The organism is Streptomyces sp. PR69 (genome assembly GCF_026420845.1).
GTDB lineage: Bacteria > Actinomycetota > Actinomycetes > Streptomycetales > Streptomycetaceae > Streptomyces.
The window spans coordinates 221,646-244,510 of the sequence record NZ_JAOWCB010000005.1 but is presented as its reverse complement, the minus strand read 5'-3'; the positions used below and the strand labels follow the sequence as shown (position 1 = coordinate 244,510).

17 protein-coding genes are annotated in these 22,865 nt (G+C 72.1%); 9 read left to right on the top strand and 8 right to left on the bottom strand.

From position 1 onward, the window contains the following. Positions 1-28: 28 nt before the first annotated feature. Positions 29-1,720, bottom strand: coding sequence for a hydrogenase maturation protein (locus OF819_RS07210; protein WP_267242521.1), 1,692 nt, complete (start codon positions 1,718-1,720; stop codon positions 29-31). A gap of 181 nt (positions 1,721-1,901) precedes the next feature. Here OF819_RS07210 and OF819_RS07205 point away from each other — a divergent pair, with 181 nt between their 5' ends. The 6 genes from OF819_RS07205 (at position 1,902) to hypE (ending at position 8,129) form a co-directional block, all read left to right on the top strand. Next, complete coding sequence (locus OF819_RS07205; protein WP_267242520.1) at positions 1,902-2,336, top strand: hydrogenase maturation nickel metallochaperone HypA; 435 nt, start codon at positions 1,902-1,904, stop codon at positions 2,334-2,336. Further along, a complete protein-coding gene (gene hypB, locus OF819_RS07200) occupies positions 2,336-3,100 on the top strand; it encodes a hydrogenase nickel incorporation protein HypB (RefSeq protein ID WP_267242519.1) in 765 nt (254 codons plus the stop codon). The genes OF819_RS07205 and hypB overlap by 1 nt, the downstream gene beginning before the upstream one ends. Beyond that, a complete protein-coding gene (gene hypF / locus OF819_RS07195) occupies positions 3,097-5,535 on the top strand; it encodes a carbamoyltransferase HypF (RefSeq protein ID WP_267242518.1) in 2,439 nt (812 codons plus the stop codon). The genes hypB and hypF overlap by 4 nt, the downstream gene beginning before the upstream one ends. Before the next feature lie 47 nt (positions 5,536-5,582). Continuing rightward, positions 5,583-5,915, top strand: a complete 333-nt coding sequence (locus OF819_RS07190) for a HypC/HybG/HupF family hydrogenase formation chaperone (RefSeq protein WP_267242517.1) — start codon at positions 5,583-5,585, stop codon at positions 5,913-5,915. Next, the gene (gene hypD, locus OF819_RS07185; protein ID WP_267242516.1) at positions 5,912-7,051 is read left to right on the top strand and encodes a hydrogenase formation protein HypD; all 1,140 of its coding nucleotides are present in this window, start codon (positions 5,912-5,914) and stop codon (positions 7,049-7,051) included. Before OF819_RS07190 ends, hypD begins: the two co-directional genes overlap by 4 nt. Positions 7,052-7,139: 88 nt before the next feature. After that, positions 7,140-8,129, top strand: a complete 990-nt coding sequence (hypE, locus tag OF819_RS07180) for a hydrogenase expression/formation protein HypE (RefSeq protein WP_267242570.1) — start codon at positions 7,140-7,142, stop codon at positions 8,127-8,129. A 671-nt stretch (positions 8,130-8,800) separates the two neighbouring features. On the opposite strand, the gene OF819_RS07175 is transcribed toward hypE, so the two are convergent. From OF819_RS07175 to OF819_RS07160, 4 genes are read right to left on the bottom strand one after another with little or no spacing between them, the layout of a single operon-like run. Continuing rightward, positions 8,801-9,658 carry an LLM class flavin-dependent oxidoreductase gene (locus OF819_RS07175; protein WP_267242515.1) on the bottom strand — a complete coding sequence of 286 codons (858 nt, stop codon included), beginning with the start codon at positions 9,656-9,658 and terminating at the stop codon, positions 8,801-8,803. A gap of 13 nt (positions 9,659-9,671) precedes the next feature. After that, positions 9,672-10,694, bottom strand: coding sequence for a methyltransferase (locus OF819_RS07170; RefSeq protein WP_267242514.1), 1,023 nt, complete (start codon positions 10,692-10,694; stop codon positions 9,672-9,674). Further along, positions 10,691-12,238, bottom strand: coding sequence for a peptide MFS transporter (locus OF819_RS07165; protein WP_267242513.1), 1,548 nt, complete (start codon positions 12,236-12,238; stop codon positions 10,691-10,693). The genes OF819_RS07170 and OF819_RS07165 overlap by 4 nt, the downstream gene beginning before the upstream one ends. Beyond that, complete coding sequence (locus OF819_RS07160; protein ID WP_267242512.1) at positions 12,235-13,638, bottom strand: tryptophan 7-halogenase; 1,404 nt, start codon at positions 13,636-13,638, stop codon at positions 12,235-12,237. Before OF819_RS07160 ends, OF819_RS07165 begins: the two co-directional genes overlap by 4 nt. Before the next feature lie 199 nt (positions 13,639-13,837). Between OF819_RS07160 and OF819_RS07155 the strand changes: the two genes are divergently transcribed. After that, positions 13,838-14,365 carry a VOC family protein gene (locus OF819_RS07155; RefSeq protein WP_267242511.1) on the top strand — a complete coding sequence of 176 codons (528 nt, stop codon included), beginning with the start codon at positions 13,838-13,840 and terminating at the stop codon, positions 14,363-14,365. Positions 14,366-14,472: 107 nt separating this feature from the next. Here the strand turns inward: OF819_RS07155 and OF819_RS07150 are convergent, their stop codons facing one another. Both OF819_RS07150 and OF819_RS07145 read right to left on the bottom strand, forming a co-directional pair. Continuing rightward, positions 14,473-15,678: an FAD-dependent monooxygenase gene (locus OF819_RS07150; protein WP_267242510.1), complete on the bottom strand. Its 1,206-nt coding sequence runs from the start codon at positions 15,676-15,678 to the stop codon at positions 14,473-14,475. Positions 15,679-15,815: 137 nt separating this feature from the next. Further along, positions 15,816-17,921, bottom strand: a complete 2,106-nt coding sequence (locus tag OF819_RS07145) for an MMPL family transporter (protein WP_267242569.1) — start codon at positions 17,919-17,921, stop codon at positions 15,816-15,818. Between the two features lie 262 nt (positions 17,922-18,183). Here OF819_RS07145 and OF819_RS07140 point away from each other — a divergent pair, with 262 nt between their 5' ends. After that, positions 18,184-19,668 carry an MFS transporter gene (locus tag OF819_RS07140; protein ID WP_267242509.1) on the top strand — a complete coding sequence of 495 codons (1,485 nt, stop codon included), beginning with the start codon at positions 18,184-18,186 and terminating at the stop codon, positions 19,666-19,668. 34 nt (positions 19,669-19,702) lie between these two features. Here OF819_RS07140 and OF819_RS07135 read toward each other — a convergent pair whose 3' ends face one another. Then, the gene (locus OF819_RS07135) at positions 19,703-20,812 is read right to left on the bottom strand and encodes a cytochrome P450 (RefSeq protein WP_267242508.1); all 1,110 of its coding nucleotides are present in this window, start codon (positions 20,810-20,812) and stop codon (positions 19,703-19,705) included. Positions 20,813-21,088: 276 nt separating this feature from the next. Here OF819_RS07135 and OF819_RS07130 point away from each other — a divergent pair, with 276 nt between their 5' ends. Next, positions 21,089-22,726: a multicopper oxidase family protein gene (locus tag OF819_RS07130; RefSeq protein WP_267242507.1), complete on the top strand. Its 1,638-nt coding sequence runs from the start codon at positions 21,089-21,091 to the stop codon at positions 22,724-22,726. Positions 22,727-22,865 lie beyond the last annotated feature (139 nt).

Genomic DNA, 22,865 nt, shown 5'->3' with positions numbered 1-22,865 from the left:
ACCGCAGGCTTTCACGCCATAACAATGCTCACAATTCGGGCATGCATGAGGTGGTGGGCACGCCGGGACGGGGCTGTTTGCGCACAAATGCCGACCGCAGAGCGTGATACGGAGCCGCTGGATCGTCAAAGATCTCCCGCATGCGCTTCAGCTCCGCCGCCCGCCAGTCGCCCAGCGGGCGGACCGCCTCATCGCGCTCCCGCGCGGCCTTCTTCGCTCCGACGCGGGAGCGGAGCGCGGCCGAAGAAGCCAGCCGCCCGGCCGAACGGGCGACCTCCGCGGCGAAGTCCTCAGGACCGCACTCCACCACCCGGTCGGCGAACCCGAGGCCCAGCGCGGCCCTGGCGCTGAGCGGCTCCGCCTCGCTCATCAGCCGCCCCGCCGTCGCCGCGCCCACCCGCCGCGGCAGCGTGTACGTCCAGTATTCGGAGCCGGTGAGCCCCATCAGCCGGTAGTGGGGGTTGAGCACACACCCGGATCTGCACCACACCTCGTCGGCGGCGAGCGCCAGCATCGCCCCGCCGGCCGCCGCATTGCCCGCCAGGGCGGCCACGACCAGCCGGTCCGTCGTGGTGAGCACCGCCTGAACCAGATCGTCCATGGCCTCGATGCACGCCCGGGACTCCGCCGCGGGGTCGGCCGCGGCCTCGATGACCCCCAGATGGATGCCGTTGGAGAAGAAGTCGCGCCTTCCGCCCAGCACCAGAACGTCCGTCGGCCGGGACAGCGCCACCCGGTAGGCGTCGAGCAGCCGGCGGCAGTGGTCGACGCCCATCGCACCGCCCGGGAACGAGAACCGCAGAAAGCCGACGGCCCCCTGTTCCTCGTAGCGGATGTCGGTCCAGGTGCGCCTGCCCGCGGGCGGCCGCAGCGGGCCGGGCAGCTCGGGCACGGCCGGCAGCCGGTCGCCGAGCGCCAGGGCCGCCGGGAGCTTGAAGGTCGCGGGGCCGCCGGGAGCGCGGCGGGGCCGCAGCTGCGGAATCCACACCGCGCCGTCCACGGTGGCCCGGCACACGGCCCCGTGCCGGGTGGCCAGCAGCTCGCCCGGCGGGCCCGTGAGGGTGTCCTCCTCATGGCCGCCGCAGAGATACCACTCGCCCCCCAGGAGCCGGTCGAGCACGCCCGGATGGGAGTCGGCGGCCCACAGCCTGCGCAGCACGGAGGCCGTCGGCTCCCGCCGCCAGTCGATCGCGCGCTCCTCCTGACGCAGATACGGGCGCGCCGACACGGCCGCCGGGGACTGCGGCGCCGGGGTGTACGTCCCCGAGGAGAAGCGTTCGACGGCCAGGACGACGGCCTCCGCCGCGGCGTCGGCGACCTCGCCCCGGTACAGATCGCTCTTGCCGACGCCCGCGGGCACGTCGAAGGCCGCCGACGCCCAGACCGGCCCGGCGTCCATCTCGGCGACCGCCTGAAGGACCGTCACCCCCCACCGGTCGACGCCGTCCTGAAGCGCCCGGTCGAGCGAGGACGGCCCCCGGTCCCCCGGCGGACCGGGATGCACGATCAGACAGGTGTACGCCGACCACACCTCCTCGGGGATCGCGCAGGTGAGCATCGGCGCGATGACCAGGTCAGGGGCGCGGCGGGCCACGGCGTCGGGGCGCACGCCCGCACGGCCGGCCAGTTCGACCGCGACGGCGTGGCCGCGGTCCCTCAGCTCGCACTGGACGCGCTGCGACAGGCTGTTGAACGCGCTGGCGACCAGCAGCACACGCATGACGGCTCCTCGGATCGGCGATCGGCTCGGTACCCGACCGCCGATGGTGGCCGCAGGGCCGCCGCCTGCCGCACGGGCGCGCCGCACATCGCGCCGGGTTTGGGCCAGCGGGTGGAATCAGGGGCCGCCCCGCGTACGCCGTCCGGAAACCGCCCTCCGGCCGTGCCTAGCGTGGGGACCCATGCACGAACTGTCAATCGCGGCCGCCGTCGTGGAGCGGGTCCAGGAGACGGCCCGCGCCCACGGTGCGGCCTCGGTGGACGCCGTACGGCTGCGCGTCGGCGAACTGTCCGGCGTGGTCGGCGACGCCCTGCGGTTCTCCTTCGGGCTGGCCGCGGAGGGCACCGCACTGGCCGGTGCGGAGCTGATCGTCGAGGAGGTGCCCGCCCGTGCCGCATGCGACAGCTGCGACATGGAATTCGCCGTCGGATCGCCGCCGCGGCTGTGGTGCCCGCGGTGCGAGCGGCCCGCCGCACGACTGCTCGCCGGACGCGAGCTGGAGCTGATCGGCGTACAGCTCACGCCGCCCGACGACGTACGCCCACCGGACCGGGAGCCGTGTCCGGCCGCGCCCCGCCCGGCGGGGCTCCCCACGGGAAGAGGAGAGGACGCCTGATGTGCCGCAGCGTCGAGGTACGGGAGGCCGTACTGGCCAAGAACGACGAGCTGGCCGCCCGTCTGCGCGCCGATCTGGCCGCCAGGGGCGTGACGGCCGTCAATCTGCTGTCCAGCCCGGGCAGCGGCAAGACCGCCCTGCTGGAGAACGTGCTGCGCCGGGCCGCCGAACGCGGACTGCCGGCGGCCGCGCTCACCGCCGACCTGGCGACGGAGAACGACGCACGCCGGCTGGCCCGCTCGGGCGCACCCGTCAAGCAGCTCCTGACCGGCGGGCTGTGCCATCTGGAAGCCGCCCAGCTGCGCGCCCATGTGACGGGCTGGCTGCCCGACGGGATCAGGGCGCTGTTCGTGGAGAACGTGGGCAATCTGGTCTGCCCCGCCTCCTACGACCTCGGCGAGACCCTCCGGGTGACGCTGATGTCCGTCACCGAGGGCGAGGACAAGCCGGTCAAGTACCCGACCGCCTTCGGCCTGGCGCATCTGGTGGTGCTCACCAAGACCGATCTGGCGAAGGCCGTCTGCTTTGACGAGGCGGAGTTCCTGGACCATGTCGAACGGATCAACCCGGGTGTGGAGGTGCTGCGCACCAGCGCCCGTCTGGGGCGGGGCGTGGACGCGTTCACCGACCGGGTGACGGCGGTGTGCGACGGAGCCGAGCCGCACCGTCCGCTGCTCGCGGCTGAGCATCTGAGCGCCCACGGCCACGGCGCGGCCGGCCGCACACACAGCCACGGGTCCGTCGGCGCGGGCTCCGCCCTGTGACGGACACGCCGACGCACACGGACACGCCGACGCACACCGTGGAGGGCACGGCGGTGCGCCGCCGGGTCCGGGTGCGCGGCACCGTGCAGGGCGTGGGCTTCCGGCCGTTCGTCTGCCGGCTGGCGAGGGGCCTCGCCCTCTCAGGCTTCGTCCGCAACGGCACGGACGGCGTCACCGCCGAGGTGGAGGGCGGGACGGCGGCCGTCGAGGAGTTCTGCCGGCGGCTGCGGGAGGAGCCGCCGCCGCTGGCGGCCGTGACCGGGCTGGACTGGACGCCCGTACGCGCCATGGGCGGCGGGGACTTCACCATCCTGCCCTCGGACGGCGACGGCCGGGACGGAGACGGTCCGGACGGGGGCGGCCCGGACGGGGGCGGCAGGACGGCGATCCCGCCCGACACCGCGCCGTGCGCCGACTGCCTCAGCGAGCTGGCCGACCCCGCGGACCGCCGCCACCGGCACCCCTTCATCACCTGTACGCACTGCGGGCCGCGCTTCACCATCGCGACGGGCCTCCCCTACGACCGGGCGACCACCACCATGGCCGCGTTCCCGCTGTGCCCGCTGTGCGCGCGGGAGTACGCGGACCCGGGCGACCGCCGCTTCCACGCCCAGCCCGTCGCCTGCCCCGGCTGCGGGCCGCGGCTCCGCCTCACCCTCTCCTCCGGCGGCCGGCCGGAGTGCCTGGGCGAGCAGGCCCTCCACCGGGCGCGGGAGCTCCTGGCGCGGGGAGCGGTCCTGGCGGTCAAGGGCCTCGGCGGCTACCACCTCGCGTGCGCCGCCGGCGACCCGGCGGCCGTGGACACGCTGCGCGCCCGCAAGGAGCGCGGCGGGAAGCCCTTCGCCGTGATGTGCGCGGATCTGGCCGCGGCGGAGCGGATCGCGCACATCAGCCCCGCGGAGCGCGCGGAGCTGACCGGCGGCCGCCGCCCGATCGTGCTGCTGCGCCGCCGCACGTCCGGAGGCGCGGCCGCGCGGGGTCTGGCCGCCGGCGTCTGTCCGGGCAGTCCGCATGTGGGGGTGATGCTGCCGTACACCCCGCTGCACCAGCTGCTGTTCGGGCTGCCCGGCGATCCGCCCGGTCCGCGGGTCCTCGTCATGACCAGCGGCAACCGCTCGGGCGAGCCGATCGTGACCGATGACGGCGAGGCGGTCCGCCGCCTCGCCGGGATCGCCGACGCCTGGCTCTGGCACGACCGGGCCATCGCCGCGCCGTGCGACGACTCCGTGGTCCGGCTCCGCCCGGACGACGGCGGGGTGCTGGTGCTGCGCCGCTCACGCGGCTACGCGCCGTCCCCCGTCGCGCTGCCGACGTCCGTCCCGCCGGCGCTGGCCGTCGGCGGCGATCTGAAGAACACGCTGTGCCTTGGGGCCGGGCACGAGGCCTGGTTCTCCCCTCATGTGGGCGATATGGCGGACCTGGCCACGGCGGAGGCCGCCGGGGCCGCGGAACGCCGGCTGACGGAGCTGACCGGCGTCGCGCCCGGCCTGCTCGCCGCCGACCGCCATCCGGGGTATCTCTCGGCGCGCCGTGCCGCACGCCGCGCGGCCGCGGCGGGCGTGCCGCTGCGGCGCGTGCAGCACCACCACGCCCATATCGCCTCCCTGATGGCCGAGCACGGGCTTGACGGCAGCGCGCCCGTCATCGGGGTGGCCTTCGACGGCACCGGCTACGGCGACGACGGCGCGGTGTGGGGCGGCGAGGTGCTGCTGGCCGGCTACCGCGGATACCGGCGGCTCGCCCATCTCGCCTACGCCCCGCTGCCCGGCGGGGACGCGGGCGTGGCCAACCCCTGCCGGATGGCGCTGGCCCGGCTGCGCACGGCGGGCGTCGCCTGGGACCCGGATCTGCCCTGCACCGCGGCCTGCGCTCCCGGCGAGCTGCGGCTGCTGGCACGTCAGCTTCAGCGCGGCCTCGCCTGCGTCCCCACCTCCAGCATGGGCCGGCTGTTCGACGCCGTGTCCTCCCTGACCGGGGTGTGCCACCGGGCGGGCTACGAGGCCCAGGCGGCCGTCGAGCTGGAGGCCGCGGCCGCCCAGGCATGGGACGGCGACGACCGCGCGTACGGCTTCGGGCTGCGCGGGAGCCGTCGCGACGGCGTCACCCTGATCGATCCCGCGCCCGTCCTGCGGGAGGCCGTCGCGGAGCTGCGCGGCGGCGTGCCCGTCCCGGCCGTGGCGGCGCGGTTCCACCGGGCGGTCGCGGCGGCGGTCACCGAGGTGTGTCTGACGGCCCGCCGGGAGACCGGGGCCTCGGCGGTGGGCCTGACCGGCGGTGTGTTCGCCAACGCGCTGCTGGACGAGGAGTGCGCCAGACGGCTGACGGCCGCGGGGCTGACCGTGCTGCGGCATGGCGAGGTGCCGCCGGGCGACGGGGGGCTCGCCCTGGGACAGCTCGTGGTGGCCGCACGGCAGCGGGACGGCACGACGGCCTAGAGGGCCTAGAGGGCCTGTCAACGAATCAGCGACGAACGGAGAACCCCATGTGCCTGGCGGTGCCCGGCAAGGTGGTCGGGCTCTTTGAACGGGACGGCACGCCGATGGCGCGCGTCGACTTCGGCGGGGTGGTGAAGGACGTCTGCCTCGCCTATGTGCCCGAGGCAGAGGAGGGCGAGTACGTCATCGTCCATGTCGGCTTCGCCCTGCAGCGGCTCGACGAGGAGTCCGCGCGCGCCTCGCTGCGGCTCTTCGGGGAACTGGGGCTGCTGGAGGAGGAGTTCGGCGATCCCTGGAGCCGTGCGGCCGCCGAGGCCGGACTGACCGACAACCCGGCCGCCGAGCGGACGGCGGCCCGCGTCCCTGAGGAGCCGCGGTGAAGTACCTCGACGAATTCCACGATCCCGGCCTCGCCCGCCGACTGCTGGAAGAGATCCACGCCACGGCCGCCACCGGCCCCTGGGCGCTGATGGAGGTCTGCGGCGGCCAGACCCACTCGATCATCCGGCATGGCATCGACCAGCTGCTGCCCGACACGGTGGAGCTGATCCACGGCCCCGGCTGCCCGGTGTGCGTGACCCCGCTGGAAATGATCGACAAGGCGCTGGAGATCGCCTCCCGGCCGGATGTGATCTTCTGTTCGTTCGGCGACATGCTGCGGGTGCCGGGCACCGGGCGCGATCTGTTCCGGGTGCGCAGCGAGGGCGGAGACGTACGGGTGGTGTACTCGCCCATGGACGCGCTCGACCTGGCGCGCCGTCACCCGGAGAAGGAGGTGGTCTTCTTCGGCATCGGCTTCGAGACCACGGCGCCCGCGAACGCGATGACCGTGCACGAGGCGCGGCGGCTGGGCGTCCGCAACTTCAGCCTGCTGGTGTCGCATGTGCGCGTCCCCCCGGCCGTCGAGGCCATCATGGGCGCGCCGGACTGCCGGGTGCAGGCGTTCCTGGCGGCGGGGCATGTGTGCAGCGTGATGGGCACACGGGAGTATCCGCCGCTCGCCCAGCGGCACAAGGTGCCGATCGTGGTGACGGGTTTCGAGCCGCTGGACATCCTCGAAGGCGTCCGGCGGGCCGTGCGGCAGCTCGAACGCGGTGAGCACCGGGTGGAGAACGCCTATGCGCGGGCCGTGCGCGAGGAGGGCAACCCCGTCGCGCTGCGCAGGATCGAGGAGGTCTTCGAGGTCGCCGACCGGGCGTGGCGCGGCATCGGCGTGATTCCCGGCAGCGGCTGGCGGCTCGCCGAGGCGTTCTGGGAGTACGACGCCGAGCGCCGCTTCGACGTGGAGTCGCTGCACACCGCCGAGCCGGCGGTGTGCCGCAGCGGCGAGGTGCTGCAGGGGCTGATCAAGCCGCACGAGTGCGAGGCGTTCGGCGCGGCCTGCACCCCGCGCACCCCGCTCGGGGCCACGATGGTCTCCAGCGAGGGGGCCTGTGCCGCGTACTACCTGTACCGCCGCCTGGACGCCCCGGCGCGGCGGCCCGCGACTGCCGAGGAGGCGACGACCGTTGGCTGAGACCACGATCACCGTACCGGAGCCGACGGCGCTGGACCCGGCCGGCTGGACCTGCCCCGCGCCGCTGCGGGACCACCCCGTGGTGGTCATGGGGCACGGGGGCGGGGGCGCGCTGTCGGGCGAGCTCACCCGGCATCTGTTCACGCCCGCGTACGGCAATGAGACGCTCGGCGGCCTCGGGGACTCGGCGGTGCTGCCGCTGCCGGGGGCCCGGCTGGCGTTCTCGACCGACTCCTTCGTCGTACAGCCGCTGTTCTTCCCCGGCGGCAGCATCGGCGATCTGGCGGTCAACGGCACCGTCAACGACCTGGCGATGAGCGGGGCCCGTGCCGCCTATCTGTCCTGCGCCTTCATCCTGGAGGAAGGCGTCGGGCTGCCGGTCGTGGGGCGGATCGCCGATGCGATCGGGGCGGCCGCGGCGGCGGCCGGGGCGGTGGTCGCCACCGGCGACACCAAGGTCGTCGAGTCGGGGCACGGCGACGGCGTATATGTGAACACCTCGGGGATCGGGATCGTGCCGGACGGGGTGGACATCCGTCCCCAGCGGGCCGTTCCGGGGGACGTCGTCATCGTCAGCGGCCCGATCGGGTTGCACGGCATCGCCGTCATGAGCGTGCGCGAGGGGCTGGAGTTCGGTGTCGAGGTGGAGAGCGACACCGCGCCGCTGGGCTCCCTGGTGGAGACGATGCTCGCGGTCACCCGCGATCTGCATGTGCTGCGCGACCCGACGCGGGGCGGCCTGGGCACGGCCCTCAACGAGATCGCCGTCGCCTCGGGCACGGGCGTCGCCCTCGTCGAACGGCAGGTCCCCGTCCCGGAGGCGGTGGCGGGCGCCTGCGGCTTCCTGGGCCTTGACCCGCTGTACGTCGCCAATGAGGGCCGGCTGGTGGCCTTCGTCCCGCGCACCGAGGCGGACGCGGTGCTCGCCGCGATGCGCGCCCACCCGCTGGGCGCGGACGCGGCGGTGATCGGCGAGTGCGTCGCCGAACACCCCGGCATGGTGGTCTCCCGCACGGGCCTGGGCGGCACCCGCGTGATCGATCTGCCCCTGGGCGAACAACTGCCGAGGATCTGCTGACGGCCCGACCGGCCGAGAGTGGACGGCCCGCCGTCGGGCGGTCTCGCCCGTGCGGTCGGCGGCCCGCGCGGCGGGCCGCTCGCCTCCCGGGACGGTGACGGCCTCCGCCCGCCTGCGAACAACGCGGCCCGGCGTCAGCCGGAAGGCCATCGGCCCGCCGTGCGCACGGACGCACGTCGTCGGCGGCGGCCACGACACGAGCCCGCCGCGGACCGCGGCGCCCCGGCCGTGGCCGAACAGGCGGGCGGGCGGACGGACGGGCTTGAGGCGTCGGCCCCGGCCGACAGCCTGCGGTACGTGCGGCGTGCACGTCGCCTCTGCCACTCGGGACGGTGACGGCCTCGCCCGGTCCCGGACCACCGGACATCCCGGAGCAGCACGGTGCGCCGCCGACCCCGCCCCGGCGTCAGCCGGAAGGCCATCGGCCGGCCGCGGACCGACCCGTACGGTCCGGACGGCGCGGGCGCGCACACCCGTCCCCGCGAAGGCAGACGGAGGTGCCCCCGCCAGGCACGCGAGCCGGGCAAGATCCGGACGCCGCCGCGCGGACAGGCGGCGGCGCGGGCACCTCCATGGCCGCCCCCGCGAGCAGCTCGCGGGCGCTCTTGCCGGGGCGGGAGAGGCCCCGCCGGGTGCACCCGGCGGGGCCTTGGTGCGCGGCGCTCGGGCCCTCAACCGAGCGTCGCGGCTGCGAGGAGTTCCAGTTGGCCCGGCTGGGCCGTGCAGGGGAACACCAGCAGTTCTCCGCAGCCCGCCTCCGCATACGCGACTGCGGTGTCGCGCAGTTGGGAGGCGTCCGTGATGACCGCCTTGGCCGCCATCTCGGCCTTGGGGCCGATGAAGGAGTAGTACGCGCGCAGATAGGACTCGGCGGTCTCACGGGCACCGGGGCCCAGGCAGGCGTACACCAGGGCGACCAGCCGCGGCGCGCCCGTGCGCCCGTGGGTCTGCCAGGTCTCGCGGGCCCGGCGGGCCAGGTCCGCGTAGGCGGTGGCGGAGCTGCCGCCGGCGATCCAGCCGTCGGCGAAGCGGGCGGCGCGGGCCATCGCCGCGGGGGTGTGGCCGCCGACGATCAGCTCGGGGCCGTCTCCCTTGGGGAAGGGGCCGATGCCGGGGACGGGGCCCTTGCCGTTCCACACCTCGCGGAGTTCGGCGAGGAGCGCGTCCAGGCGTTTGCCGCGGTCGTGGTACGGCGCTCCGGTGGCGCGGAAGTCGTCGTCGCGGCCTCCGGCGGCCACGCCGACGGTGAGCCGCCCGCCGGAGATCTCGTGGATCGTGGCGAGCTGTTTGGCCAGCAGCGCGGGGCCCGGCCGGTACGCGGCGATCAGGATGGAGGTCGTCAGCCGGATCTGCTCGGTCACCGCGGCCGCGGCGGCGAGCGAGGTCAGCGGCTCGTAACTGTCGTACACCAGACGGTCGAGGCAGCCGAGGCTGGCGAAGCCGTGGTTCTCGGCCAGCCGCGCCCAGTCGACGAGCCGGCGGCCGTCGATGTCCGGCACTGTGGTGGGCAGGCCCACTCCTATGTCCATGAGGGCTCCTCGGTCAGGCGGTCTTGCGGGCCGTCACCAGGGTGTTGCCGAGCGGCAGGGGATGCCGGGCGGTGTCGGCGAACCCGGCGACGCGCATCCACTGTTCGCAGTCGCCCGGGTGGTAGCCGGCGCCCGCCGGGGTCATCACCAGCATGTGCAGCGACGCGACCAGCGAGGCCAGGTCGGGTTTGTCGCCGGGCATGGGGTCGTACACCAGCAGTGCTCCGCCGGGCCGCAGCGCCTTGTACGCCTTGCCGATGAGCTGCTTGCGCTCCTCCAGCGAGAAGTCGGCCAGCACATGGCCGATGACCATGACGTCGGCCTCGGGCAGCTCGTCGGCGAAGAAGTCGCCTCCGGTGAAGTCCAGCCGGCCGGCCACGCCGAGCGTCACGGCGTGTTCGGCGCACGGCCCGGCGTTCTGCGGGCGGTCGAAGACCCGGCCGGTGAGCTGCGGGCAGGCCCGCAGCAGCAGCCCGGCGAGGTTGCCGCGGGCGCCGCCGACGTCGACGAGCGTCGAGTAGCTGCTCAGGTCGACGGCGTCCAGCAGATGCGGGACGAGGGGTGCGCTCAGGGCGTCCTGCATGGCGAGGAACATCCGCTGGGCGGCCGGGTCGCTGAGCATGGCCTCGAAGTCGCCTTCGGCCTGCGGGGCGCCGGTGCGCAGGGCCTGGGTGAGCTTCCCCCAGGCGGGGTAGAGGACGAAGTTCGCACCTTCGAGGAAGCCGCCCGCGTAGTCCTCGCCGCGGACCAGATGGCGCTGGGCCGCCTCGCTGTTGCGATACCGGCCGGAGGTGCGCTCCAGCAGGCCAAGCGCGACGAGCGCGTCGAAGAAGTCGGCAGCGGCGCGCGGGTGCAGCCCGAGGGCGGCGCGCAGCTCCTCGACTTCGGCTTCCCGGTCGGCGGTCTGGTCGAGTGTGGTGAACACGCCCAGCTCCAGGGCGCTGAGGAGCAGTTTCGCGGAGGCGAAGCCGAGGCCCAGCGCGGCGATGCCGGAGGGGTCCTTGGGGTGGGTCGTCGCCTGGTCTGCAGCGCTCATGCCGGGCTGTCCTCCTTGAGGGTCCTGGGGTCGGCGGGGGGTGTGCCGGGGGTCTCGGGCTCGTCGGGGGCGAGGCCCCGTACGACCGCGCCCCGGCGCAGCGCCAGCGCTCCGCCCGCCGCCAGGGCCATCCCCGCGAGCATCAGGTAGTAGGCGTACTCGGGGATGACGTCGATGAGCCGCACCATGCCGCTGCCCGCGCCGCCGCCGAGGGCGGCGAACAGCCACAGCAGGCCGAGCATATGGGCCATGAACTTGCGCGGCAGGACGAAGGCGACGGCGGCGATGCCGACGGCCGCCACGATCAGTTCGCCGCAGGCGTGCATCAGATAGACGGTCAGCAGCCACAGCGGGGAGACCTTCTCTCCGTCCGCGGCCAGGCCGGCGGCGAGCGCCATGACGAGGAAGCTCACACCGGTCAGGGTGAGTCCGATGGAGAACTTCACCGGCACCCCGGCCACTCCCCCGCCGGAGCGCAGCAGCAGCCAGGCGAAGAGGGGCGCGAGGATCAGGATGAACAGGGGCGTCGCCGACTGGAGCCAGCTGACCGGGACGTCGAAGCCGAGGACATGACGGTCCGTCGACTCCTTGGCGAAGAGGGTCAGCGAGGAGCCGTCCTGGGCGATCATCGACCAGAACAGCGTGGAGCCGAGGAAGATCCACAGGAAGGAGCGGAGCCGCCTGCGGTCGCCCGCGGTCAGTTCGCGGCTGCGGTAGAGGACGGTGTAGGCGATGACGGGGGCGAGGATGGAGGCCATGCCGACGAGCGCGATGGAGCTGCCGGGGTTGAGCCCGCCGGAGGCGGCCATGCCGGCCAGCAGGACGGCGAGGACGCCCGCCCCGATCCCGATGCGCCGCGTGGCGCGGCGGGACTCCTCCCCGCTGAGCGGCCGGCCGGGCGCAGAGCCGACGTCCCTGAACTGGTGCTGGCTCATCCACAGCTGGAGCGTGCCGAGCAGCATGGCGGTGCCGGAGACGGCGAAGCCGAGCCGCCAGTCGACGCGTTCGCCGAGGAAGCCGGCGATGAGCGGCGAGAGGAGGGCGCTGACCTGGATGCCGACGTACATCATGGAGATGCCGGCTTCGCGACGGCCGCTGTCCTTGCCGAACATCAGATTGAGCATGGCCTGGTGGTTCGGCTTGTAGAGGCCGAGGCCCGCGGCCAGCAGGATCAGCCCGACGGGGGTGGTCCACAGCCAGGGTGCGGCGAGGGTGAAGTGGCCGGCGGTGGTGACCCAGGCGCCCAGCAGCAGGGTGCGGCGGGGGCCGAGCAGCCGGTCGGCGACCCAGCCGCCGGGCAGACAGAGCATGAACGCCAGGCCGATCCACGCGCCGAACAGCGCGGCGGAGTCGGCCTTGGCGAGTCCGAGGCCGCCTTCGTCGCGCGGGGCGACGGCGAACAGCACCAGGATGGCCTGCATTCCGAAGAAGCCGAACCGCTCCCACACATCGCTCATGAAGAGCGTGCGGTACCAGGCGGGCCAGGTTCTGATGGACCCCGTGCCGGCCCCGCCCGGCCCCTGTTCGTCGCGTACGGCAGTCATGCGCTGGTCGCTCCCTCCGCGCGGGCCAGGTGCAGCCGCGGCCGGAAGGCGAGGTACAGCCCGCCGACGGCGTTCTCGGGCCGCATCGGGGCCTGCTTCTGCTCATGGACCTTGTTCAGATTGGCCAGCGGGTTGGGGTCGCCGCTCTGAGCGCCGTTGAGGTGGGCGTGGACGCGGGAGTACACGTCCTGGGCGTCCTCCAGGTCGGCGATGCCGGTGACGATGCGGTCGAAGGCGTCCTGGATGGACAGGCTCTCGCGCTGTTCGCTGGTCAGTTTCTGGGCGTTGTAGAAGTGGTGTTCCTTGCCGCGGTAGCTCTCGTAGAAGACGGAGACCAGGACCAGCAGCCGCTCGTAGGCGTGCCGGTAGACGGTCTGGTAGAACTCCCAGGCCTCCTTCTCCTCCGCCTCGCCGCGCAGCACGCTGCCGACGCTGGCGGCGGCGAGCATGGCGCTGTAGGTGGCCAGATGGACTCCGGTGGACAGCAGCGGGTCGAGGAAGCAGGCGGCGTCCCCGCTGAGCAGATAACCGGGGCCGCAGAAGGACTCGGCGGCGTACGAGTAGTCCTGCTCGACCTTCATGCCGGAGATCTGCTCGGCGCCTTCGAGGTAGCGCAGCAGATGGGGGCATTCGGCGATGGCCTTGTCATAGACCTGCTGGATGCCGCCGAGGGTGTTCTTCTTCTCGTTGAAGATGTCCCGGCCGGTGACAAGGCCGATGCTGGTGGTGCCGTTGTGCAGCGGGATGTTCCAGAACCAGCCGTCCTCGGCGGACAGCACGGCGATGGAGCCCTCGGGGCCGCGGTCGAGGGGCCTCACGTTCTTCCAGTACGACCAGGCGGCGACATTGCGGAAGATCTCGTGGTACTGGCGGTTCTTCAGATGGCGGGCGGCGAAGACGCCGCCGCGGCCTGAGCAGTCGATCACATAGTCGAAGGTGATGCGGCCGCTGAGCGCGGTGTCCTTGGCGCCGGCCCACAGCGCGGCGACGGGGCGGTCCCCGTCGAACTCCAGCTCCTTGACGACTGTGTTCTCGACGACCTCGACGCCGAGGTCGGCGGCGTGGCGCAGCAGCAGCTCGTCGAACTCGGAGCGCACCACCTGCCAGGCGTTGGCGCCGTCGTCGCCGAGGCTGTTGAAGCGGACCTCCCACTCCTCGGGGCCCCAGAAGAAGTACGCCCCGCCCTTGGACTGGAAGCCGTGGGCCTGCACCTTGTCCCAGACGCCGAGCATCTCGAGGATCGGCCGGCACGAGGGGAGGATCGACTCTCCGATGTGATAGCGGGGGAACTGGTCCCGTTCGAGCAGGGTGACCTGGAAGCCTTCCTTGGCCAGCAGTCCTGCGGCGGTGGAGCCCGCGGGCCCTCCCCCGATGACGAGGATCTGGGTGGAACCACGCATCTGTTTCTCCATTCCTCCGAAGCTCGCGAGACGGGTTCGGACCGTCCGCTGCACCGTGCCGGGGCCGGCCGGAGGCGGAGTGGAGAACTCCTCGACGTGGGGCGGGGGCGGGCCCGCGCCCTTGAGCCGGGTTCAAGCCGGGGCTGGTCGTCTTGGTGGCGCAAAGTCGGCACCGCTGCCGAAACCCGAAGGAGACGAGATGCCTTCCACCGCTGTAAGACGCTGGGCCGCGGGCGCCGCGGCGACGACGCTGCTGACCGTCGGACTGGCCGCCGGTGCGCCCGCGGGGGCCGCACCGACGGCGGAGCGGCGGCCGGCCGCCGCTGCGGCCATGGAGGTCCGGTACGGTCAGCCGGGCCTGTACGCCAGGAACATCGACACGCTGATGGCGTTCTACCGTGACGGTCTCGGCTTTGACATCCTGTACCGGTTCCCGGAGACGGGGCCCGGGGTGTTCGGCACAGTCGTCATGGGCGACTACTACATCACCGTCTCGACCTATGACGTGGTCAGGGAGGCGACGGGGATGCGGAACATAGGCCGCACCTGGCGCAAGCAGTCGGAGCTGGTGGTGCTCGTCGCGGATGTGGACGCCGCGTACAAGCAGGCGCTGAAGGCCGGGGCGAGGTCGCTGATGGCGCCCAAGGACCAGCCGTGGGGCGAGCGTTCGGCGTATGTGGGCGACCCGGAGGGCAATCTGGTGCAGCTCTCCACACACAACGAGTAGTCCGCCTCCGGCGACAAGAGGGGGCGTGCATCCTGAAGGATGCACGCCCCCTCTGCGCTGTGCGGCACCGTGCTCTACGGCCGGTCGCCGCGCCGCCCGCGGAGCGCTCAGGCGGCCCGGGCGGCGACGTTCACCGGCTGGTCCCAGTCCACGCGGTACGAGTAGACGGGGTCGGTGGCCTTGACGCCCAGCTTGAGGAAGAACGGCAGCACCAGATCGCGTACGGCCCGCTGGAAGCCGTTGGCCGCGGCCTTCTGGTTGCCCGTCTTCCGCCCCTCCTTGATGATCTTCTCGACGCGGTCCTTGCGCAGCGCCTGGAAGGCGGCGAACGCCCGCTCGGGGGTGGGCAGATCGCGCAGGCACTTGGTGAGCACGATGGAGTCCTCCATCGCCATGGACGCACCCTGGCCGACATGCGGCGAGGTGGCGTGCGCCGCGTCGCCGACGAGGCAGACGCGCTCCCGGTGCCAGGTGGGGATGGACAGCATGTCGTAGATCGGGTAGCCGATGATGCCGTCCGGCGTGGAGTCGATGATCGCGCTCACCGGGTGGTGGTCGTCCCGGTGCTTGTCGAGCAGCTTCTTCTTCCAGGTCTCGTGGGGGACCTTGTCCAGCTCGCCGCGGCCGGGCTCGGCCGCCTGGTGGTAGTTCTCGAACCAGTAGATCTCCCCGCCGGGAATGGTCTGGTAGCCGAAGAAGCCCTTGAGGCAGAACGACATCCGCATCACCCCGTCGGCGGGGGCGGCCTGGTCGCTGCGGGTGTAGCCGGCGGTGCCGATCACCCCGGTGTACTCCGGGTGCGGGGCGTCCGGCAGCACGGTGTAGCGGGTCTTGGAATGGATGCCGTCACAGCCGACGAGGAAGTCGCCCTCCGCGACTGAGCCGTCGGCGAAGTGGGCCCGCACCCCCGTTTCGGTGTGCTCCATGCTGCTGAAGCGCTTGCCGAACTCGATCGGGACGCCGCGGCCCTGCGCCGCCTCGCGCAGCGCCTTGTTGAGCAGCCCGCGTTTGATCAGCAGGGTCTGGGCCGGATTCTCCCCGAGCACCTTTCCCTTGTGGTTCAGGAAGGCGGTCGAGGTGGTGTAAGCACCGTACTTCTCGACATCGTCGAACACCCCGAGGGTCTTCAGTACCGCCATTCCGTTCGGCGCGAGATTCAGGAATGCTCCCGCGCCGTCCCTGGGCTCTTCTCCCGCCTCGTAGACAACGGCCTCAATGCCGATCCTCTGGAGAAACATGGCCAGGGTGGGGCCTGCGATGCCGCATCCGATCAAGAGGGCTTTCCTGGGTGCAGCCGTTGCTCCGCCGCCCATGTTCAACCTCGATTCCCCTGTGAAGGGAGTAGCGCTGCTGCTGATTTTCCGTGCTTGCCGTGCGCGCTCAGGATAGGAAGGGCCGCTTGCGCCTTGCTAGAGAGCGCTCCGGCGGCCCTTCCCTCACCCGTGGCGCTCTAGTCTTTCTCGAGTTCCACTCGAGGCAGCGCCTTTTCCATCCAGCGCGGCAGCGACCAGGCATGGCGTCCCATCAGCTGCATGGCGGCGGGGACGATCAGACACCGGACGATCACGGCGTCGATGAAGATGGCGACGGCCAGGCCGAAGCCGAACTGACGCAGCATCCGGTCATGGCTGAGCATAAAGGCGCCGAATACGACGATCATGATGGCGCCGGCGGCGGTGATGACGGCGCCGGTCCGGGCCAGCCCCTCGCGCACCGCCCGTGCGTGGTCGCGGGTCGCCTCCCACTCCTCGCGCATCCGGGAGATCAGGAAGATCTCATAGTCCATGGAGAGGCCGAAGACGATCGCGAAGATCATGATCGGCAGGAATGCCTCGATGGGCCCCTTGTCGACGCCGAGCCAGCCGTGCTGGAAGACCAGGGTGACCGCGCCGAGCGCCGCCCCGATGCTCAGCAGATTGAGCACGGCCGCCTTGAGCGGGATCAGCACGGAGCGGAACACCGCCATCAGCAGCAGCACCGAAAGACCGACGACGATGGCGACGAAGAGCGCCATCCGGGCGGCGACGGTGTCGGAGTAGTCCACGATGGCCGCGGTCGCCCCGCCCACCGCGAACTCCGCCCCGGTCTCGTTCGCCACCTGCGGGAGCACCTCGTCGCGCAGATCGTGCAGCAGTTCTGTGGTCTGCTCGTCCTGCGGCGAGCTCTTCGGATAGGCGATCACCATGGCGGCCTGGCCGTCCTCGGTGGGGATGGGGTCGCTGGCGCCCGCGATGCCGGAGACCGAGCCGAGCCGCTCGGCAAGCGCCGCCGCGGCCTGCTGTGAGCCGTCCCCGGCGTCGGCCACCACGATCAGCGGGCCGTTGAAGCCGGGGCCGAAGCCCTCTGCCAGCAGGTCGTACGCCGTACGGCTGGTGGCCGTCGTCGGCTCGTTGCCCGCGTCGGCAAGGCCCAGGCGCATCCCCAGGACCGGGGCGGACAGCGCACCGAGCGCCAGCACCGCCACGGTCAGGGCGGCGATGGGACGCCGCTGCACAAGCGCGCCCCAGCGCCGCCAGCCCGCGCCGTCCGCGCTCTTGCCCCGCGCGGCCTTCTTCTCCGCCCGTGCGGCGAACTGCCGGGCGAACCGCTTGCCGAAGATCCCCAGCAGCGCGGGCAGCAGCGTCAGCGAGGCCAGCATGGTGATCAGCACGGTGAGGCTCACCGCGATCGCCGTGCCGCGCAGCATGCCGAGCCCCAGCGCGACCAGTCCCAGCAGCGCGATGATCACGGTGCAGCCCGCGAAGAAGACGGTGCGCCCCGCGACGTCCAGGGCCCGCTCCGCGGCCCTGTCGGGGGCGACTCCCCGGACCAGCTCCGCACGATATCTGGCGAAGATCAGCAGGGCGTAGTCGATGCCGACGCCGAGGCCGACGAGCATCATCACATACGGGGTGAAGCTGGCGATGGTGAACAGATGCGAGGCCAGCACGATCACGCCCATGGTGGAGCCCACCGCGAACACGGCGGTGATCACGGGCAGTCCGGCGGCGATGACCGTGCCGAACATGAACACCAGGATGACGAGCGCGGCGATGATGCCCGCGCCCTCGGCCGCGCCGCCCGCCGGAACGTCCAGCTCACGGGCGGGCTCGCCGCCCAGCTCGACCGCGAGCCCGTCGGTCTGCGCCGTGCGCGCGGTGTCCAGGATCCGCTGGGTGTCGGCGATCTCCATCTCCTCGTCGGGCACATCGAGGGAGACGGTGGCGAAGCCGATCGTGCCGTCCCGGGAGATGGCCGCCCCGTCGTCGTACAGACTGCGCACCTGGCTCACATGCGGCAGCCCGGACACCTTGTCGAGCATCGCCTCGACCGCGGTGACCGTGCCCGGGTCGCGCAGTCCGGCCTCGCTGTGCAGCACGATCTCGACGGAGCCGCCGGCGCTGGCGGGCGAGTGCTCCTTCAGCAGCTCCACGGCACGCTGGGACTCGGTGTCGGGGAGGGTGTAGTCATCGCGGTACTTCTCCCCCAGCGCGGACGCGGCCGCCCACACGCCGACCAGCACGACCACCCACAGGGCCAGTGCGGACCACTTGCGCCGGCCGGCGAGCCGGGCCATCCGTGCGAAGACGCCGGCCCGCTCGGGAGGCTCGGCATTCTGTGTCGGTGTCTTCTCGTCAGGCGTGACGGTCACGGAGCCCTCCTCACACTTCGGGAGTCCATCAACCCAAGCCCGGCTCGCCGGTGACTACAGACCCGCTCAACGCCCGGCTTGAGCGAGGCTGTAGAAGCCGCTGGCAGGGTGGCCGCGCCCGTGCGGACACAGCAGGTCCGCGAGGGGCGCGCACCGCACAGCGTGAGCCGGACTGACGGAGGGCCGGATGACCGTGCCGGAGACGACCCGTACGACGGGGACGGAGCCAGAGCCGCATCCCCGCCGCCGGCTGATGCTCTCCCTGATGCTCGTGGCGATGTTTATGAACCTGCTGGACGTCACCGTGGTCACGGTGGCGCTGCCCGCCATGCGGGAGGGGCTGGGCGCGGGCTATGCGGCCTCGCAGTGGCTGATGGCCGCGTACACCCTGGCGTTCGGCGCGGGGGTGATCACCGGCGGGCGGCTGGGCGACCGGTATGGACGCCGGACGCTGTTCCTGCTGGGCGTGGGCTGCTTCACCGTCACCTCCGCGGCCTGCGGGCTCGCCCCGGACGCCGGATTCATGATCGTGGCGCGGACGCTCCAGGGGCTGTCCGCCGCGCTGATGGTGCCGCAGGTGATGGCCACGGTGTACGCGGTCTTCCCGCTACGGGAACGGCCCGGAGCCAGCGCCGCGTTCGGGGCCGTGACGGGGGTCGCCTCGGTGATCGGGCCGCTGCTGGGCGGGGTGTTCGTCACCTACGACATCGCCGGCCTCGGCTGGCGCGGACTGTTTCTGATCAATGTGCCGGTGGGTCTGGTCACGCTGGCGGCCTCCTGGGCGCTCATTCCCGACACCCGCGCCGAGCGTCCGCTGCGGATGGATCCGCTGGGCGTGGCGCTGGTGACGGCGGGTCTGCTGTGTGCGCTGTATCCGCTGGTGCAGGGCGAGGACGCCGGGTGGCCGGTCTGGCTGCGGATCTCGCTGGCGTGCGCGCCGCTGGTGCTGGCGCTGTACGCGGCGCACGCACGGGTGAAGGACCGCCGGGACCGCTCGGCGCTGGTGCCGCTGCGGCTGTTCGCGCTGCCGGGGTTCAGCCCGGCCGTGGCGGTGCTGTTCACCGTGCATATCGTGATGATCGCCTTCTTTATCGCGGTCTCGCTGACTCTGCAGAACGGCCTGGGATACACCGCGCTGCGCACCGGACTGACGTTTCTGCCGTGGGCCGTCGGCGGCGGGATCGCCTCCCAGCTGCTGCGCTGGGCCGTCCCCAGGCTGGGCCGGAACGCGGTGAGTCTGGGCGCGCTGCTGGCCGCGGCGGGGCTGCTGTGGTTCGCGCTGGCGCTGGACGCCGACGCCGCGTGGTGGCAGCTGGCGCCGGGGACGTTTCTGGGCGGGGTGGGGACGGTGGCGGTCATCGGCCCCGCCTTTATGTACGCGGGTACGGGGGTGGAGCCGGGCGACGCGGGGGCGGCGTCCGGCGCGTGCGGCGCGTCCGTCCAGCTGGGCGGCGCGGTGGGCACCGCGCTGCTGGGGGTGCTGCTGCTGGGCGGGCTGCCCGTGTCCGCGTCCGCGGGGACACCTCCGCCCGCGGGAGGCGAAGAGGCGTCCGCTGCCGCCGGAGCGTTAGCGGACGCCTTCGATGCGTTTCATCCGTACACAGTGGGGGGCCTGGTGCTGGTGGCGCTGATCGCCCAGGCCCTCCCCCGTGACGCCAAGCCCTATCGCTGATCCGGCCGTCGACGGCGGGCCGGCCGGAGCGGCATCAGGCCCGCTGGGGGCGGACCATCAGCTGCTGCGCGCCGGACAGGCCCCATCCGTACGGCTCGAACTCCTTCTGGAGAACCTCGATGTGCAGATAGCGGTCCATCAGCGCATTGAGCGCGATGGCGCCCTCCAGCCGGGCCAGCGGAGCGCCGAGGCAGAAGTGCACACCGTGGCCGAGACCCAGGTGCGCATTGTGCTCCCGCCGGTGGTCGAAGTGTTCGGCGTCCGGGAACTGCCGCTCGTCGTGGTTGGCGGACAGCAGCCAGGCCTCGATCATCTGGTCCGGCGGTATGAGCACCCCCGCGACCTCGGTCTCCTTCACGGCGACGCGCTTGGTGTGCATAAAGGGGGTGCGCAGCCGCAGCACCTCCTCCACCGCTCCGGTCACCAGTGAGCGGTCGTCGCGGACGTCGGCGTATGCGCCGGGCGTCTCGTCGAAGCAGAGCAGCGCGTTGGCGAGGAGCACGACGGTGGTGACATGCCCCGTCATCAGCAGCAGCCCGGCGAAGGTGGAGACTTCCTCGTCGTCCATGCGTTCGCCGTCGACCTCCGCGGCGACGAGCCGGCTGATGAGGTCGTCCTGCGGGCGGGTGCGGCGGCTGCGGCAGTGTTCGCCGAGGTACTCGGTGGTCGCCTTCACCGCGCCCTCGACGGCCGCGATCAGCTCGGGGTTGTTGGGGTCCGCACCGTCGGCGAACCGGATGGTCTCCGCCCACTTGCGGAACAGCGGCTGGTCGGAGGCGGGCACGCCGAGCAGTTCGGCGATGACCGTCACCGGCAGCGGATAGGCGAAGTCGCGGACGAGGTCGAACTCCGCCTTGCCGGCAGCCTCGTCCAGCAGGGTCTCGCTGATCTCGGTGATACGCGGGGCGAGTGCGTCGATGGCCCTGCGGGTGAAGACCGACGACACCAGCGCGCGCATCGTCCGGTGCAGCGGCGGGTCCATCAGGGTGAGGTCTCCGCGGGAGATGCGCTGCTGGTCGGGAACGACCCGCGTCTGATCGGCGGAGAACTCCTCGTACTCGGTGATGACACGCTGGACGTCCTTGTGGCGGAACACATGCCAGACCCCGTGCTGATCCTGCCAGACGGGATGCTCATCTCTCATGGTCTTCAGCCATGCAAAAAGCTTTCTTCCGCCGTCGTCCATGGCGGGCTTCGGTGGTGCCGGGGACTGTGCGATCACAGTGTCTGCCTCCGGTTATCCGCTGTCCGCGAGCAAGGTCACCTCGACGCTCGCTGTCATGGCTCGAACGAAACTTGAACACGAGCGAGAATCAGCCGTGCGTCTGAAAGCGCTCTCTCCAGGGTGATTCCCACGGCATTCGAGCGGGACTTGAGATCTCCGTACCAATCTGGACCGGTGACGGTCAATCATGGCGCCATGACCCATCATGCACAGGGCAACGGACAGGGAGCCGGCTCCGCCGGACGCGGCGGAAAGCAGGCCCGCGAGGGAAAACGGCCTCGCACGCTGCGACGACGGCTGTTTCTCACCGCATCGGGCGTGTTAGGCGGCGGAGTGCTGCTCGGCGGCGCCTACGCGGTCAACTTCGCCTCCGTGTACGGCGACCGGAAGATGACCAACCTCGGCACCCTGACCTTCGCCAACAAAGTCCGAATTCCCCCGCTCCTGGAAGGCACATCCGACGGCTCGGGAGGAAAGCGCTTCACCCTCACAGCGCAGGAAGGCGTCAGCAAGCTCCTCCCGGGGAAGCAGACGCCGACCTGGGGTGTGAACGGCGCGTTCCTGGGCCCCACCCTGCGCGCCCGGCGCGGCGACAGGGTCTCCGTCCGCTTCACCAACAAACTGCCGGAGACGACGACGATGCACTGGCACGGCATGCATCTGCCCGCCGTCAACGACGGCGGTCCGCACCAGTCCGTGGTGCCGGGGGCGGTGTGGCGGCCGGAGTGGGAGATCGTCCAGCCCGCGTCCACGCTCTGGTACCACCCGCATCCGCACGGCCAGACCGCCGACCATGTCTCACGGGGCCTCGCGGGCCTGTTCATCCTGGACGACGACGCCTCCGACGGAGCGGGACTGCCCAGCCGTTACGGCGTTGACGACATCCCGCTGATCCTCCAGGACCGCCAGTTCAACGACGACGGCTCCATCGAACTGCGCAACGTCTCCACCCTGGAGAGCTTCGCCGGCGTCGGCAACATCGGGGTGCTCGGCGACACCATCCTGGTCAACGGCACCTACGACCCCCATCTGAGGGTCACCACCACGCTGGTGCGGCTGCGGCTGATGAACGCCTCCAACGCCCGCGTCTTCAACCTCGGCTTCACCGACAACCGGGAGTTCACCCTCGTCGCACTGGAGAACGGGCTGGTGGCCAAGCCCGTGCCGCTGCGCCGCATCCAGCTCGCGCCCGCCGAGCGCGCGGAGGTCGTGGTGGCGGTCGAGCCCGGCGAGCGCACCCTGCTGCGCAGCTTCCCGCCGGACATCGGCGTCGGCTTCCCGACCAAGCGGCTCGACGGCGGCGAGGACACCTTCGACATGATCGAACTCCGCGCCGACAAGCGCCTGGCCCCCTCGCCCCCCGTGCCGGACCGGCTGCGGGGCGCGCCCGCCCCGATCGAACTGCCCGACTCACCCCGCGTACGCCGCTTCCGCCTCAGCGGCACCAACATCAACGGCAAGAAGATGGACATGGAGCGCATCGACGAGGTGTGCCCGGCGGGCCAGGTGGAGGTGTGGGAGGTCGAAGGCAACGCGGACGGCGTGCACAGCTTCCATATCCACGGTCTGAGCTTCAACGTCCTTGAGTACGCGGGCGGGAAGCCGGCGGCGCATCTCGTCGGGGCGAAGGACACCGTGTATGTGCCGCCGGGGGACATGGTGCGGCTGGCTGTCGCGCTGCCGGAGTACACGGACGAGAAGAAGCCCTTCATGTTTCACTGCCATCAGCTGCGGCATGAGGATCAGGGGATGATGGGGCAGTTCACGGTGGTGGAGCCGGGGGCCGAGGGCGATGCGCCACGGCAGATCATCGCGTACGCGCGGCACGAGTGACTGGGGCTCCGCCCCAGACCCCGTCTCCCGGGGGCTCCGCCCCCGGACCCCCGCGCCTCAAACGCCGGCGGGGCTTGATTGTGCAGCCTCTTGCGCCTCAATCTCCCACAGCTACCTCCCCCAGACTCCGTCCGGGGGT

Excerpts from the sequence above, each read along its gene's own strand:
- OF819_RS07210 (WP_267242521.1), bottom strand. The coding sequence starts at position 1,720 with ATGCGTGTGCTGCTGGTCGCCAGCGCGTTCAACAGCCTGTCGCAGCGC.
- OF819_RS07205 (WP_267242520.1), top strand. The coding sequence starts at position 1,902 with ATGCACGAACTGTCAATCGCGGCCGCCGTCGTGGAGCGGGTCCAGGAG.
- hypB (WP_267242519.1), top strand. The coding sequence starts at position 2,336 with ATGTGCCGCAGCGTCGAGGTACGGGAGGCCGTACTGGCCAAGAACGAC.
- OF819_RS07190 (WP_267242517.1), top strand. The coding sequence starts at position 5,583 with ATGTGCCTGGCGGTGCCCGGCAAGGTGGTCGGGCTCTTTGAACGGGAC.
- hypE (WP_267242570.1), top strand. The coding sequence starts at position 7,140 with ATGGGGCACGGGGGCGGGGGCGCGCTGTCGGGCGAGCTCACCCGGCAT.
- OF819_RS07175 (WP_267242515.1), bottom strand. The coding sequence starts at position 9,658 with ATGGACATAGGAGTGGGCCTGCCCACCACAGTGCCGGACATCGACGGC.
- OF819_RS07170 (WP_267242514.1), bottom strand. The coding sequence starts at position 10,694 with ATGAGCGCTGCAGACCAGGCGACGACCCACCCCAAGGACCCCTCCGGC.
- OF819_RS07165 (WP_267242513.1), bottom strand. The coding sequence starts at position 12,238 with ATGACTGCCGTACGCGACGAACAGGGGCCGGGCGGGGCCGGCACGGGG.
- OF819_RS07160 (WP_267242512.1), bottom strand. The coding sequence starts at position 13,638 with ATGCGTGGTTCCACCCAGATCCTCGTCATCGGGGGAGGGCCCGCGGGC.
- OF819_RS07155 (WP_267242511.1), top strand. The coding sequence starts at position 13,838 with ATGCCTTCCACCGCTGTAAGACGCTGGGCCGCGGGCGCCGCGGCGACG.
- OF819_RS07150 (WP_267242510.1), bottom strand. The coding sequence starts at position 15,678 with ATGGGCGGCGGAGCAACGGCTGCACCCAGGAAAGCCCTCTTGATCGGA.
- OF819_RS07145 (WP_267242569.1), bottom strand. The coding sequence starts at position 17,921 with ATGGCCCGGCTCGCCGGCCGGCGCAAGTGGTCCGCACTGGCCCTGTGG.
- OF819_RS07140 (WP_267242509.1), top strand. The coding sequence starts at position 18,184 with ATGACCGTGCCGGAGACGACCCGTACGACGGGGACGGAGCCAGAGCCG.
- OF819_RS07135 (WP_267242508.1), bottom strand. The coding sequence starts at position 20,812 with ATGAGAGATGAGCATCCCGTCTGGCAGGATCAGCACGGGGTCTGGCAT.
- OF819_RS07130 (WP_267242507.1), top strand. The coding sequence starts at position 21,089 with ATGACCCATCATGCACAGGGCAACGGACAGGGAGCCGGCTCCGCCGGA.